This is a genomic window from Stutzerimonas stutzeri (genome assembly GCF_000952685.1).
In the GTDB taxonomy this organism is placed as follows: domain Bacteria; phylum Pseudomonadota; class Gammaproteobacteria; order Pseudomonadales; family Pseudomonadaceae; genus Stutzerimonas; species Stutzerimonas stutzeri_E.
The window spans coordinates 289,107-301,759 of the sequence record NZ_JYHV01000029.1 but is presented as its reverse complement, the minus strand read 5'-3'; the positions used below and the strand labels follow the sequence as shown (position 1 = coordinate 301,759).

Here is a 12,653-nt window from a genome sequence, read left to right as displayed (position 1 = left end):
CGCCGGTCAGATCAAGGATCGTCTGCGGTTCCATCACTTCGCTGGGCTGTGCCCTCCGCCTCGTTGTGCTTTCGAGCAAGGCGTTCAACCCGTTGCATTTGTCCCTTGTTGTCCAATCTCAATCGCAACAGGTCCTCGGCTAGCGTGAGCTGCCCGCTGTAGCGTTCGGCCGCTTCCGCTCGAATGTCTTCGATCGATAAACCCTGGTTCGGGGCGCTCTGATAACGCGCGCTGAAGTGCGTCAGCACTAGATTCGGAACGCCTACGGCCTGGGCGAAGGTGGCGACCCGGGCGGCCGTGCTGTGACCGAAATCGGCTTTGCCGGCTTCGGCGATGGCCAGGGTGTAGGTGGCTTCGTGGACGAGCACATGCGCGCCCTGGCAGGCGTCGCGGAGCAGTTCGGGGCGGTCGTTGTCCCCGCCGATGACGATACGTCGGGGCGAACGGCCGAGCAGCAGGTAGTCTTCGCTACGTAGGGTGCGGCCTGCATATTCGACATCGTGGCCGCGTATCAGCTCGCCCCAGAGCGGCCCGCGAGGTATGCCGTCGTGGTCGAGCTTGTCGATGTTCAGGCGCGGGTCCGGCCGGGTTTCGCTGAAGGTGTAGCCCCAGCTCGGCACGCGGTGGGAGAGGGCGGTGGCTTCGACACGTACCTGTAGATTGCGCCAGCCCTGGAACGTTTCGGTGGCATGGAAGCGTAACGCGTAGGGCAGCCAGCTCTGGCTCATTTCCAGCGTGGCACGCACCCATCCTTCGATTGCGGCCGGGGCGATGATATCCAGCGGTTCCTGCCGCCGCGCCATGCCGGCGCTGGCAATCAGACCGGGCAATCCGTAGCAGTGATCGCCATGGACATGCGTAACGAAGATCGCGCGCAGGCCATGCAAGGTCAGTGGCGTGCGCAGCAATTGATGCTGGATGCCTTCACCGCAATCGATCAGGTACCAGCCCTTGCCGCTGTCTTCCAACAGTGCCAGTCCGCTGACGTTGCGTGCCCTGGTCGGGGTACCGGATGAGGTGCCGAGAAATAGAAGGTCCACACGAGGGCTCCCTGATTCGTGCCGTCAGTATGGCGACTCCAATCGTCGCGCAGAAGTTCGCCTTTGCCTCGCACCGTCGGGGTTTCGATGCATATTCTTTTTAGCTACTAAGAAAGCACAAACTTATATTAAGAATTGCTAACTCGCGCGGTTATGCTGGCGGCCATCTGATAAGGCCTGCTGGGCCCACTTTGGGGTTGAACGATGGAGTTTGGTGTTCTTGGCTTTGTGATAGCCGGCCTGCTGGTCGGGTTCATCGTCGGCATGACCGGGGTTGGTGGTGGTTCGTTGATGACGCCGATCCTGTTGTGGTTCGGCGTCAACCCCGCAGCCGCTGTCGGCACCGATCTGCTCTACGCGGCGATCACCAAAGCGGGTGGCGTCTGGGTCCATCAGAAGAATCGCAACATCGATTGGCGCATTACCGGTTGGCTGGCGCTGGGTAGCGTGCCGGCCGCAGCGGCGATGCTCTGGATATTGAAGGGGTTACATAGCGATCAGGACACGCTCAACGCGGTGATCAAACAATCGCTGGGCATCGTTCTGGTGCTCACCGCGCTGGCCGTGCTGTTCAAGAAGCGTCTGTTGGTACTCGCCTCTCGCCTGTCCGGACCCACCCCGCGGCTATCGCCTCGTGGCCTGGACGTGCTGACCGTTGTGGTCGGCATGGTGCTCGGCGCAGTGGTGACGCTGACCTCCATCGGTGCCGGCGCACTGGGTACCGTGGCCTTGTTCTTTCTCTATCCATTGCTGAGCACGCGCCGTCTGGTCGGAACGGAAATCGCCCATGCGGTGCCGCTGACGCTGGTCGCCGGACTTGGGCACGCTGGCATGGGCAACATGGATTGGACCATTCTGGCCTATCTGCTGATGGGTTCGTTGCCGGGCATTTACCTGGGCAGCAACCTGTCCGGCCGTGTTCCGGACTCCTTTTTGCGACCCTGCATGGCGGTAATGTTGGCGGCCATCGGCTATAAGCTGATCTGACCGCATCCTTTTTCGGAGGCGCGACGCACCGCGCGTTCCGTTATGAACATCATCGCGGCTGGCGTCGCTGAACATGCATGACGACAGCGACATTCCGCTTCTACGCCAGGCTCAACGCTTTCCTTCCGGTCGAGCGCCGCGGACAGGCTTTCAGTTGTTCATGCGCGCAGGCGGCGACCACGAAGCACATGATCGAAGCCCTCGGCGTGCCGCATACCGAGGTGGCGCTGGTGTTGGCCAATGGAACCCCGGCCGGGCTCGACTGGGCTATCAATGACGGTGATCGAATTGCCGTCTACCCGAAATTCGAACGACTGGATATTACTGGACTGACATCCATGCAGCCGCTCCCGAGCGGCCCGCCGCGGTTCGTCGCCGATGCCCATCTGGGCGGCCTCGCCCGGCTATTGCGCATGGCCGGCTTCGATACGCTCTTCGACAACCGCTACGAAGATGCGGCGATGACCGCGCTGGCCAATCGTGAGGATCGAGTACTGCTAACCCGTGACCGCGCGTTGCTCATGCACCGGGTGGTCAAGCATGGCTGCTACGTGCACGCGCTCAAGCCGGCGGGGCAGTTGCGTGAGTTGTATGAGCGCCTGGACCTGGCCATCCATGCTCGCCCCTTCAGCCTATGCATGCGTTGCAACCGGCCACTCTCCGAGATCGACAAGCAGACTGCGCGCGACCGTGTGCCGCCGCGCGTGCTGGAACGCCATAAGCGATTCGTAGGCTGCGATTGCTGCGGCAGGATTTTCTGGGAGGGCTCGCACTGGCAGGACATGCGAGCCTTGCTGGGGTCGATGACGGCGGACTGAACGCAATGGGGTATGCGTCACGCTCAGTTGGGTGATCAGCGTGCCTGAATCGCCCGTTGGTTGGACAGGTAAATATTGTCCGGCGACAGCGGTTGCCCGGTGTTCACCGCTTCGAGCCACTGATCGGTGCTCGCCACGGCTGCGAAACCGGTGTGCATCACCACCGTGAAGGCTCGATGAATCTCCTCGGCACTGGCTGCACCGGCCGAGTTTTGGTAGGGCAGCGAGCCGGTGGCGTCGTGCAGCAGCTCGACCTTCCAGCCTTCATGGTGCGCCTGCACCACTGTGGAGTTGTCGCAGTTATGGGTCATGTAACCGACCACCGTCAGGGTGTCGATCTGCCGGTCACGCAGCCAGGCGCCCAGGTTGGTGTTGACCAATGCGCTAGCCAGCGACTTCTCCACGTGCAGGTCATGTGATCGCGCCGCGACCGTGTGATGCAGCTCGGCCTGCTGGCTGCCGCGGGCGAACAGCGGCGATGTTTCCGGCGCGATGTGCTGCACGGCCACTACCGGGATGCCCGCCGCACGGGCCGCGTCCATGGCTCTGGCGATGTTCGACAGTGATAGTTGCACATCGGGATATTCGATACGTAAGTTGCCGGTGACGTATTCGTTCTGCACGTCGATGACGATCAGCGCGCGTTTTGGCTGGCTCATGGTGTGTCCTCATTCGAAGTTGGGGGCGACCGCATTGTTTCGTCGCTCGACCCGAGAGAGTGAGTGGCCCGAATGACAACTTGCGATAAGATCGGGCCAACTCCAGCCGACATCTCGCCATGCAACTGCACCGAATCGCCGTGGTCGCCTTCGACCAGATAAGTCCCTTTCATCTTTCCGTTCCGTGCATGGTGTTCGGCGATGCCATGTCACGCACGCACCGTTATGCCGTCGATGTCTGCGCTGCCGAAGCCGGACCGCTGCGTACCACCGCGGGCTTCGAATTGAATGTGGCGCACGGGCTGGAAGCGCTGGAGCAGGCCGATACGGTGATCGTTCCGAGTTGGCGCGATGGCGACGAGGCACCACCGGCCGCGCTGCTCGCAGCACTGATAGCAGCTCATCAACGGGGAGCGACATTGGTCGGGCTCTGCCTGGGCGCTTACGTGCTGGCCGCAACCGGGCTGCTCGAAGGCCGTCGCGCGACTACGCACTGGGCGTGGGTCGAGCATTTCAAGGCGCAGCATCCACGGATTCAGGTGGACAGCGATGTGCTCTATCTGGATGACGCTAATTTGCTGACGTCGGCTGGAACGGCGGCGGCGCTGGACTGCTGTCTGTATCTGGTGCGCAAGCACTGGGGGGCTGAGGTGGCGAACAAGGTGGCGCGGCACCTGGTCATGTCGCCTCACCGGCAGGGCGGTCAGGCGCAGTTCATCGAGCAACCCCTACCGACCAGCCGCCGGGACAGCCGTCTCGGCGAATTGCTGGACTGGGCGCGGGCGAGCCTGCACCTGCCGCATACGCTGGATAGCCTGGCGGAAAAAGCGCTGATGAGCCGTCGCACCTTCAGCCGGCATTTCCGGCAGCACACCGGCACCACTGTTGGCGGCTGGCTGTTGGCCGAACGTATCGCGTTGAGCCAGCGTCTGCTGGAAAGCACCAATCAGCCCATCGATGCGATCGCCGCATTGGCAGGATTCGGCTCGCCGGTTTCGCTACGGCAGCACTTCAGCAAGGCACTCGGCATATCGCCCAGCCATTACCGGCAAGCGTTTCGCGGCCGTGGCTGAAGAGGTATCACCCGCTTCGGGCCGCTGCCTCTGATGCGCAGCCAACGAGAGGCTTGCGTCAAAGATATTTGAGCCAGGCGATATCCCGTCGCCGTGCTTTCAGCTCAGCGAACCAGCGTACCGCTGGGTACAGTGCGACCGCCAGGACCAGCGTGCCCAGCCACAGCGGCCAAACCGCGTCGAAGCCGAAGTGGCTGCCGCGATTGAGGCCCCATATCGCCACAGCGGCGAGATAGAGCAACTTCAGCACGTACAGGTGCAGCAGGTAGAAGAACATCGGCGCGGCGCCGAACACCGTCAATGGCCGCAGCCAGCCGCGCTCCTGGTTGCGTTCGAAACAGAGCAGCAACAGCAGCCCAATGCCCAATGTCAGGCAGAGAAATAACAGCGACGGCGGATACTTGGTGATATTCAGCAGGCTCATCAGGGTTTGCACGGCGTTAGCACCCGCACTCCAGGGTTGTTCGCCGTAGCCGTTGAGCAGCCGCAGCAGCGCGAATACCAGTAACGAACCAAGGCCCCAGCCCAGCAAGCGGCGCCGACGCCATGCCGCATCGGCGGGCCGTGCGTACAACGGCCCCGCAGCGTAACCCAGGGCGATTACACCGATCCAGGGCAGCAGTGGGTAGGACGTGCGCAGGCGAAGGCTTTCCGATACCTCGATCCAGCCACGGTCATGCAGGACTGCCCAGGGCACATGCATCAGCGAATCGCTGGCGAACTGCAACGGGTCCAGCAGGTTATGTCCGGCAATGATCACCAGCCCCAGCGCCGCAAGCAACGTGCGCGGTAACCAGAGCAGCGCCGACAGGGCGAGCATGCTTAGCCCGATGGCCCAGATCACCTGAAGGTAAATCACGCTCGGCGGGAACTGGAAGGTCCAGGCGAAATTGACCAAGGTGAATTCCAAAATCACCAGAAACAAACCGCGCTTGAGCAGGAAGCTCGATACGGCGGCGCGTCCCTGGTACTTCTCGCCGAATAGAAACGCGGACAGGCCGGTAAGAAAAATGAACACCGGCGCGCACAGATGCGCCAAGGTGCGGCTGAAAAACAGGGCCGGCTCGGTGACTGTCACATCCATGGGGTCGGAGACCTGCATGTGCAGCAGAAAGGTTTCGCGAACATGGTCAAGCAGCATGAACAGGATCACCAGACCGCGCAGCGCGTCGATGGAAAGTAGACGCGCCGGATTTGGCGAGGCAGCGGTGGAGGGCATGGAACGGCTCACGACGGGGGATTTGGAGGCGGCAATCAGCGATTGCTCGTACGGCTTGCGATACGTTATAACAAAATAGACGGAGCGCAAAATCCAAAATCGCATGGCGCGTATGGCGAGCCATGGCAGCTCGCTCCGCGAGTCGCGTCGGGTGTCGGGGCGGTAGGGTGGAAGACGCTTGGCTCAGCGCGGAGTCAGGCGTCTTCGCATCGGTGGCAGTGCTTAGGCGACAGCTGCCGTTAGGCCTGCTCGCAGTTGACCATCCAGGACACGCCGAAGCGGTCGACGAACATGCCGAAACGCTCGGCCCAGAAGGTTTTTTCCAGTGGCATCACGACCTGGCCACCTTCGGCCAGCCCGTTGAATACGCGCTCGCCCTCGGCAACGCTTTTCGGATGCAGGGATATCGAGCAGCCCTTGATGCCTTCGTACGGGCCGCCGCCACAGGCATCGCCGGGCATGGTGTCGGACGCCATCAACTGGTAATCGCCCAGGTTCAGGCAGACATGCATGATCCGCTCCCGATGTTCGGCCGGGAAATGCTCGGATTCTGGCGCCTGGGCGAAGGTCATCATCTCCAGTGTGCCGCCCAGCACCTTCTGGTAGAGCGTGAAGGCATCGCGCGCCTGGCCGTCGAAGGTGAGATAAGGGGTGATTTTCATAGGTGTTCTCCTATTCGGGTTATTGGCTGATCCGTGCGCGCAACCGGTCTTCCTGCTCGCGCAACTCTGGGGTGAACTCGGCGCCGAAGTCTTCGGCTTCGAAAATCTGGCGAATCTCGATTTCCGAATCGCCGATGGCGGATGCTGGGCAACGCTTTACCCAGTCGATGGCTTCTTGCAGCGAGCCGGTCTGGAACAGCCAGTAGCCGGCAATCAGCTCGCGGGTTTCGATGAACGGGCCATCCACCACCGATGGTTGCCCCTCGCTGAAGCGCACGCGCGCGCCCCGGCGGCTGGGGTGCAGGCCTTCGCCGCCCAGCATGACGCCGGCGTTCACCAGTTCCTCGTTGTACTGGCCCATCGCCGCGAGCACCTCCTCGCTGGGCATCACGCCCGCTTCGGTGTCTTGGTTGGCCTTGATCATCACCATGAATCGCATCGTGCGGCTCCTTTGTCAGTTGAAGAACAGCCTAGTCGGTGCTGCTCAATCCGCTGGCTCTGTTCATTGGTCGATTCACGGCCAAAGGAATCGACACGGATGTGCGATTTTTTCTGACAACTCCAGCCACCGCTGCGTGTGGATGAAAAAGAGATGCCGTTTGGCAAGGCCTTGCGGCTCTGGACCAAGGCGGGCCGCTGGCAGGCACCGGTCTCCCTTGGCCTGGTCAAGCCGGGTGAGTCGTCAAAATTCGCCTGGACGACCTTCCGCCGTTGCAACCAAACCAACTCTTCGAGCTGACGCTGGAGCAGCCCACCGGGTCGCCGACCGGGCCGATTCAGTTCATCGGCCGTGCGGCGAAGGTGATCTGAGGTGGGCGCGGTTCGCCGCGCCTCGGACAGATCGGATCAGCGCTGACTGCATTTCATCAGATGCCCGGCCCGCGCCTGATAAGCCGGTTACGACTTGTGGCTGTTATCAGTAATTTTTTGGGCCTTCACCCACGTGGCGGGATGTTCAGACCTTTGGCCACTGCCGGCCGCGCGATGAAGGCGTCCAGCACGCGTTGCACGTTAACGAAGCGCTCGAATTCCACCAGTTCGCGCGCTTCGTAGAAGCCCACCAGGTTGCGCACCCATGGGAAGGTGGCGATGTCGGCGATGCTGTAGCGGCCGCCCATGAGCCAATCGCGGCCTTCCAGGCGCTTGTCCAGCACGCCCAGCAGGCGTTGGCTTTCAGCGACGTAGCGATCGCGTGGGCGCTTGTCCTCGTAGTCCTTGCCGGCAAATTTGTGGAAGAAGCCCAACTGGCCGAACATCGGGCCGATGCCGCCCATCTGGAACATCAGCCATTGGATCGTCTCGTAGCGAGCCGCGGCATCCTCCGGCATGAACTGACCGGTCTTCTCCGCCAGATACAGCAGAATCGCACCGGACTCGAACAGTGCCAGCGGCTCGCCATTCGGTCCGTTGGGATCGAGGATCGCCGGGATCTTGTTGTTCGGGTTCAGTGAGAGAAATTCCTCCGAGAGCTGATCGTTGCTCTCGAAATTGACCAGATGCGCCTCGTAGGGCAGACCGGTCTCCTCCAGCATGATCGACGCCTTCACCCCGTTGGGCGTGGGCAGCGAATACAGCTGCAGGCGATCAGGGTAGCTGGCGGGCCATTTCTGGGTGATGGGGAAGGAAGACAGGTCATGCATGGTGCGCTCTCCGCAAGACAGGATTCGGTAGGTGAGGATAGCGGCTGCGAGGTGACGCGGTCATTTTCCGGCGCGGGCCGTCAATGCGCCCCCGCGCCGCGTTCTGCTCAAGGGCTGAACAATCACTGCGTGGAAAGCGTTTTGATCATCGCCACCGTCAGGTACAGGCGCGGCGCGATGCTGGCGAGCTCCAGGTATTCCTCGTCCGAATGCAGGCCGGCACCGACGACCCCCATGGTTTCCAGCACCGCAGGCGTATCGCTGTCCGGGACGTAGGCGTAACCGGCGTCGGTGCCGAAGCGCATGGCAATGGGCTCGATATCCTTACCGATCTCGCCATAGAGTTCCTGCGCCGTTTTGGCCAAGGCTTCGGAGCCGGCATTCTTCGCCAGCGGCGGGCGGCCCTTGTCGATGTGCACCTCGACCGTGGTCTCGTCGATCAGCTGCTTTGTGATGATCCGTTTGGCATCCGCGAGCACCCGGTCGTACTCGCTGAGGTCCGAGTAGCGCATGTCCGCCTCCGCTTTCGCGCTGGCGGGGATAATGTTGCGCTTCTCGCCGCCCTCGATCATGGTCCAGTTGACGGTGGTGCCCTTGCTCGGATCGCCCAGGTCCCGCAGCTGCACCAGTTGGTGGGCCAGTTCCATCACGGCATTACGACCCTCTTCTGGCGCCGAGCCCGCATGGGACGATTTGCCCTTCACCTCGAGTATCACCGCGTTGATGCCGTTGGTGGCGGTGGTCACCGCATCCTTGTCCGGCGGCTCGTAGGAGAAGACGTAATCATGCTTGCGCGCCAGCTCGGCAATGATTTGCTTCGAGCCCGACGAGCCCATTTCCTCGTCCGGGTTGAACAGCACGGTGATGCTGCCGTAGTCGTCGAAGCCCTCGCGTTTGAGCAATTCCAACGCGTGAAGAATCATCGCCACGCCGCCTTTGGCGTCCGCGACGCCGGGCCCGTAGGCACGCTGCTCGTCCATGCGGAACGGACGCTTGGCGGCCGTGCCTTCGCCGAACACGGTGTCGTAGTGAACCATCAGCATGAAATTCTTGCTGCCCGAGCCTTTCAGCGTGCCGACGATGTTGTCGCCTGCCGAAGGCGTTGCGGGCGTGGTCGTGACACTTGCCCCCAAGGCTTCGAGACGCTTGACCAGCATCTGGCTGACGGTCGCCAGGCCCTTTTCCAGCCCGGTGCCGGTATCGACGGCGACCAGCGCCTTCACCGTTTCCAGATAGGGCTTCTGCTCGGCTTCGGCCTGTTTGAGTAGCTCGTCGGGCTTGAGGTCGGCCGCAAAGCTGGTCAGGGAAAAGAAGCACAGGGCAACGGCAGCGGCGAGCGGGGAGGGACGGACGCGCATTGTGAAGACCTCGGTTCGGGTGGGTGGTGAGATTGAGAGCGCTCGCGACGTTGCATCGTTCCGGTGCATATGCGTTCGAATGCATGTGTCAGGGCTGCTCGAGGCTTGCGCAACGCCATCAACGTACCGCTGGCTCTGCGTGGTCGGCTCCCGCTATGGTTGGCGCTCACCCCACTTCATGGAGCGCTGCACGTGTCGCTGACCACTCCCTACGACCCGCAAAACATTTTCGGCCAGATCATTCGGGGCGATGCGCCTTGCTACAAGCTCTACGAGGACGACGACGTGCTTGCCTTCCTCGACCTGTTCCCCCAGTCCTACGGCCATGCGCTGGTGATTCCGAAGCGCTCCGCGGCGTGCAACATCCTCGATGTGGATACCGAGGCGCTGTGCAAGGTCATGGCGGTGGTGCAGAAGCTGACCCGCGTGATCGTCGACGAGTTGCAGCCCGACGGCGTGCAGGTCGCGCAGTTCAACGGTGCCCCGGCGGGGCAGACGGTTTTTCACATCCATGTGCACATCGTCCCGCGTTTTGCCGGCGAAGGGCTGGGCATCCATGCGGCGGGCAAGGCGGAGCCGGCAGAACTGGAGAAACTGCAGGCACGGCTGGTGCAGCGGCTGAAGCAGCAGAGCGCTTAGGTCTTCGATCACAGGCCGCGTGAGATCGTGGCTGCTGCACCGCCGTAGCCACGACCATCGCAGCAGCCAACGAGCACCAAAGTACTATTCGTGACGGGCTGGCGTCTTCGTACCCTGCGGGCATGATGCCTGCTTCGTGGTTCCTCACCCGGTTCTCCGTCCGCGCCTTCCGAGCGGCGCGTCGATGCCTGCCTGCAGTTCTGGTGGCCTTGGTCCCGCTACTTGCGTCCGCGCAGAGCGAGGAGCGAGCGTTGCCGGTGCTGACTCTCAGCGTGTTGCAGTTCGGGACGCCGCACTGGGAACTCGACCACCTCAAGCGTCACGGGCTGGATCACGCTAACGGGTTCGACTTGCAGGTGCTCCTGGTGGCCGACCTGCCAGCATCGCGGTTGGCGCTGACCAGCGGCAGCGTCGACGGGGCGGTGAGCGACCTGCTCTGGGCCCAGGCGCGCTATACCGCTGGCACCGCCTACCGCTACGTGCCGTTTTCCTCGCAGATCGGCGAAGTGTTGGTCAGCGAGGGCAGCGACATCCACGGACTGGCCGACCTGCGCGGCAAGCGCATCGGTGTCGCAGGCGGGCCGGACGGCCTCGGCTGGCAATTGTTGCAGCGCGTGGCGGCGCGGCAGGGCATCGACTTGGCGCGCGACGCGACCGTGCAGTACGCCGCGCCGCCGTTATTGGGGCAGGCGCTGCGCCGCGGCCAGATCGACGCGCTGCTGACCTTCTGGCATTTCTCGGCGCGCTTGCGTGGCGAAGGCGGCGTGCGCAGTGCATTTCGTCTGGCTGATCTGCTCCGCACGCTGGACCTCGCCCCCGATCTGCCGGTGCTCGGCTACCTGTTCGCCGAGGATTGGGCCGCGTCGCACGAGGCGCTGCTGCGGCATTTCAGCAGGGCCCTGCGCCAGACCAAGCGTGCGTTGGCGAGCAGCTCAGAGCCGTGGCAGGCGATTCGTCCCCTGATGCGGGCCGATGACGAGGCGGTGTTCGCCGCCTTGCGCAACAGCTTTGTCGAGGGCATTCCGCAACCGCTGGACGCGGCGCGCATCGCGACCTTGCAGCGCTTGCTGACGCTGACCGGCACCGCCCCGGCGGCCCTGATGCCGGCCGCGTTGTTCCAGAGCGAACCATGAGCGATACGCGCTGGGCCTGCTGGCTCGCGCTGCCCCTGCTGGTGGCATTCTGGGCGCTGATCGCATGGCTGATGCACACCCCTTTGCTGCCCTCGCCGGCAGCGGTGCTGGAGACCTTCTGGCGCGCGCTGCACAATGGCGAGCTGCCGCATCACCTGGTGGTAACCCTGCGTCGGGTGCTGATCAGTTTCATTCTGGCGATGGCCCTGGGCGCGCTGCTCGGCGTGTGGATGGGCCGTTCGCGCACGGCCAACGCCGTGCTCGATCCGCTGCTGGTGCTGTTTCTCAACCTGCCGGCGCTGGTGACCATCATCCTGCTCTACGTCTGGTTCGGCCTGGTGGAAGCGGCGGCCGTGCTGGCGGTGGTGATTAACAAGGTGCCCAATGTCGCGGTCACGCTGCGCGAAGGCGCGCGCAGCCTGGATCCGAAGCTCGAGCAGATGGCCCAGGTATACGCTTTCAGCTGTCGCCAGCGGGTACTGGATGTGTGGCTGCCGCAGCTGTTTCCCTACTTGATGGCGGCGACCCGAGGCGGCCTGGCGCTGATCTGGAAAATCGTGCTGGTGGTCGAGCTGCTCGGGCGCTCGGACGGCGTCGGTTTCCAGCTGCACATGGCCTTTCAGGTCTTCGACGTGGCGAGCATCCTGGCCTACAGCCTGACCTTCATTGCGGTGGTGCAGCTGATCGAACTGGCTGCGTTGCAACCCCTCGAACGACGGGCGTCGGCCTGGCGCGAGGCGGGCGTGCAGCATGCTTAAGCTGCGCGTCGATGGTGCCGCGGCCGCCCATCCGGTGTTAGGGGCGATCGATTTGCAGGTATCTGCCGGCGACCGCATCTGCCTGCTTGGCCCCTCGGGTATCGGCAAGACGACCCTGCTCAACGCCATCGCCGGGCTCGATCCACGGCTGGTGCCGACGCTCCGCGCGGGAAAGCCTCCGCGGGTCGGCTACCTGTTTCAGGAGCATCGCCTGCTACCCTGGCGCACCGTGCGCCAGAATCTGGCACTGGTCGGCGCCTCGGCGGCAGACATAGAGCGACTGCTGAGCGAGGTGGGGCTGGGCGATGCCGCGGATCGGCTGCCCGATCAGTTGTCGCTGGGCATGGCGCGTCGTGCGGCGCTGGCGCGCAGCCTGGCGATCCGCCCGGACTTGCTGTTGCTCGACGAACCCTTCGCTTCGCTGGATCCCGACCGCGCGACGGAACTGCGCGCGCTTATCGTCCGCCTGCTCGACGCGCAGCCGCAGATGGCGATGATCTGCGTGACCCACGACGCGCGCGATGCCGATCAACTGGCCAATCGCTTGTGGTACCTCGCCGGGCACCCGGCGACCCTACGTTGGGATCGGCCATTGACCGGCGATGCGAGCGCCAGCCATATCAGCGAAACATTGCGTCTGCTCAGCGCCTGAATGTAGCGGGGCATT

Annotated in this window: 14 protein-coding genes and 1 pseudogene; 8 read left to right on the top strand and 7 right to left on the bottom strand. The window is 63.2% G+C overall.

All coding sequences use genetic code 11. The features are described 5' to 3' along the window. Positions 1-11: 11 nt before the first annotated feature. Entirely contained in the window at positions 12-1,040 is a 1,029-nt protein-coding gene (locus UF78_RS16085; RefSeq protein ID WP_045163208.1) for a ribonuclease Z, read from the bottom strand. 204 nt (positions 1,041-1,244) lie between these two features. On the opposite strand from UF78_RS16085, the gene UF78_RS16080 reads away from it, so the two are divergent. Together UF78_RS16080 and UF78_RS16075 are read left to right on the top strand one after the other, a co-directional pair. Continuing rightward, entirely contained in the window at positions 1,245-2,027 is a 783-nt protein-coding gene (locus UF78_RS16080; RefSeq protein ID WP_025242676.1) for a sulfite exporter TauE/SafE family protein, read from the top strand. A gap of 77 nt (positions 2,028-2,104) precedes the next feature. Beyond that, a complete protein-coding gene (locus tag UF78_RS16075) occupies positions 2,105-2,845 on the top strand; it encodes a Mut7-C RNAse domain-containing protein (protein WP_045163207.1) in 741 nt (246 codons plus the stop codon). Between the two features lie 35 nt (positions 2,846-2,880). Here the strand turns inward: UF78_RS16075 and UF78_RS16070 are convergent, their stop codons facing one another. Further along, a complete protein-coding gene (locus tag UF78_RS16070) occupies positions 2,881-3,504 on the bottom strand; it encodes a cysteine hydrolase family protein (protein ID WP_045163206.1) in 624 nt (207 codons plus the stop codon). A gap of 119 nt (positions 3,505-3,623) precedes the next feature. Here UF78_RS16070 and UF78_RS16065 point away from each other — a divergent pair, with 119 nt between their 5' ends. Then, entirely contained in the window at positions 3,624-4,577 is a 954-nt protein-coding gene (locus UF78_RS16065) for a GlxA family transcriptional regulator (RefSeq protein WP_045163204.1), read from the top strand. Positions 4,578-4,635: 58 nt separating this feature from the next. Here UF78_RS16065 and UF78_RS16060 read toward each other — a convergent pair whose 3' ends face one another. The 3 genes from UF78_RS16060 to UF78_RS16050 form a co-directional block, all read right to left on the bottom strand. Next, positions 4,636-5,796, bottom strand: coding sequence for a DUF1624 domain-containing protein (locus tag UF78_RS16060; RefSeq protein WP_045163290.1), 1,161 nt, complete (start codon positions 5,794-5,796; stop codon positions 4,636-4,638). A 239-nt stretch (positions 5,797-6,035) separates the two neighbouring features. Further along, positions 6,036-6,458 (bottom strand): VOC family protein, encoded by a 423-nt coding sequence (locus UF78_RS16055; protein ID WP_045163203.1) that lies wholly within the window; start codon positions 6,456-6,458, stop codon positions 6,036-6,038. Between the two features lie 19 nt (positions 6,459-6,477). Beyond that, positions 6,478-6,897, bottom strand: coding sequence for a YciI family protein (locus UF78_RS16050; RefSeq protein WP_045163202.1), 420 nt, complete (start codon positions 6,895-6,897; stop codon positions 6,478-6,480). A gap of 150 nt (positions 6,898-7,047) precedes the next feature. On the opposite strand from UF78_RS16050, the pseudogene UF78_RS22695 reads away from it, so the two are divergent. Beyond that, positions 7,048-7,268 (top strand): annotated as a pseudogene (locus tag UF78_RS22695) (anti-sigma factor domain-containing protein); the annotation flags it as partial. 125 nt (positions 7,269-7,393) lie between these two features. Here UF78_RS22695 and UF78_RS16045 read toward each other — a convergent pair. Together UF78_RS16045 and UF78_RS16040 are read right to left on the bottom strand one after the other, a co-directional pair. Then, positions 7,394-8,098, bottom strand: coding sequence for a glutathione S-transferase N-terminal domain-containing protein (locus UF78_RS16045; RefSeq protein WP_045163201.1), 705 nt, complete (start codon positions 8,096-8,098; stop codon positions 7,394-7,396). Between the two features lie 122 nt (positions 8,099-8,220). Continuing rightward, the gene (locus UF78_RS16040; protein ID WP_045163200.1) at positions 8,221-9,456 is read right to left on the bottom strand and encodes a M20/M25/M40 family metallo-hydrolase; all 1,236 of its coding nucleotides are present in this window, start codon (positions 9,454-9,456) and stop codon (positions 8,221-8,223) included. A 192-nt stretch (positions 9,457-9,648) separates the two neighbouring features. Between UF78_RS16040 and UF78_RS16035 the strand changes: the two genes are divergently transcribed. From UF78_RS16035 to UF78_RS16020, 4 genes are all read left to right on the top strand, one after another. Beyond that, positions 9,649-10,095: an HIT family protein gene (locus UF78_RS16035; RefSeq protein WP_045163289.1), complete on the top strand. Its 447-nt coding sequence runs from the start codon at positions 9,649-9,651 to the stop codon at positions 10,093-10,095. A 122-nt stretch (positions 10,096-10,217) separates the two neighbouring features. Continuing rightward, on the top strand, positions 10,218-11,228 hold the full coding sequence (locus tag UF78_RS16030) for an ABC transporter substrate-binding protein (protein WP_045163199.1): 1,011 nt from the start codon (positions 10,218-10,220) through the stop codon (positions 11,226-11,228). Beyond that, entirely contained in the window at positions 11,225-11,986 is a 762-nt protein-coding gene (locus UF78_RS16025) for an ABC transporter permease (RefSeq protein WP_045163198.1), read from the top strand. The genes UF78_RS16030 and UF78_RS16025 overlap by 4 nt, the downstream gene beginning before the upstream one ends. Further along, complete coding sequence (locus UF78_RS16020) at positions 11,979-12,638, top strand: ABC transporter ATP-binding protein (RefSeq protein ID WP_045163197.1); 660 nt, start codon at positions 11,979-11,981, stop codon at positions 12,636-12,638. Before UF78_RS16025 ends, UF78_RS16020 begins: the two co-directional genes overlap by 8 nt. Positions 12,639-12,653: the final 15 nt, after the last annotated feature.

Coding starts and splice junctions, on each gene's coding strand:
- UF78_RS16080 (WP_025242676.1), top strand. CDS start 1,245: ATGGAGTTTGGTGTTCTTGGCTTTGTGATAGCCGGCCTGCTGGTCGGG.
- UF78_RS16075 (WP_045163207.1), top strand. CDS start 2,105: ATGACGACAGCGACATTCCGCTTCTACGCCAGGCTCAACGCTTTCCTT.
- UF78_RS16070 (WP_045163206.1), bottom strand. CDS start 3,504: ATGAGCCAGCCAAAACGCGCGCTGATCGTCATCGACGTGCAGAACGAA.
- UF78_RS16065 (WP_045163204.1), top strand. CDS start 3,624: ATGCAACTGCACCGAATCGCCGTGGTCGCCTTCGACCAGATAAGTCCC.
- UF78_RS16060 (WP_045163290.1), bottom strand. CDS start 5,796: ATGCCCTCCACCGCTGCCTCGCCAAATCCGGCGCGTCTACTTTCCATC.
- UF78_RS16055 (WP_045163203.1), bottom strand. CDS start 6,458: ATGAAAATCACCCCTTATCTCACCTTCGACGGCCAGGCGCGCGATGCC.
- UF78_RS16050 (WP_045163202.1), bottom strand. CDS start 6,897: ATGCGATTCATGGTGATGATCAAGGCCAACCAAGACACCGAAGCGGGC.
- UF78_RS16045 (WP_045163201.1), bottom strand. CDS start 8,098: ATGCATGACCTGTCTTCCTTCCCCATCACCCAGAAATGGCCCGCCAGC.
- UF78_RS16040 (WP_045163200.1), bottom strand. CDS start 9,456: ATGCGCGTCCGTCCCTCCCCGCTCGCCGCTGCCGTTGCCCTGTGCTTC.
- UF78_RS16030 (WP_045163199.1), top strand. CDS start 10,218: ATGATGCCTGCTTCGTGGTTCCTCACCCGGTTCTCCGTCCGCGCCTTC.
- UF78_RS16025 (WP_045163198.1), top strand. CDS start 11,225: ATGAGCGATACGCGCTGGGCCTGCTGGCTCGCGCTGCCCCTGCTGGTG.
- UF78_RS16020 (WP_045163197.1), top strand. CDS start 11,979: ATGCTTAAGCTGCGCGTCGATGGTGCCGCGGCCGCCCATCCGGTGTTA.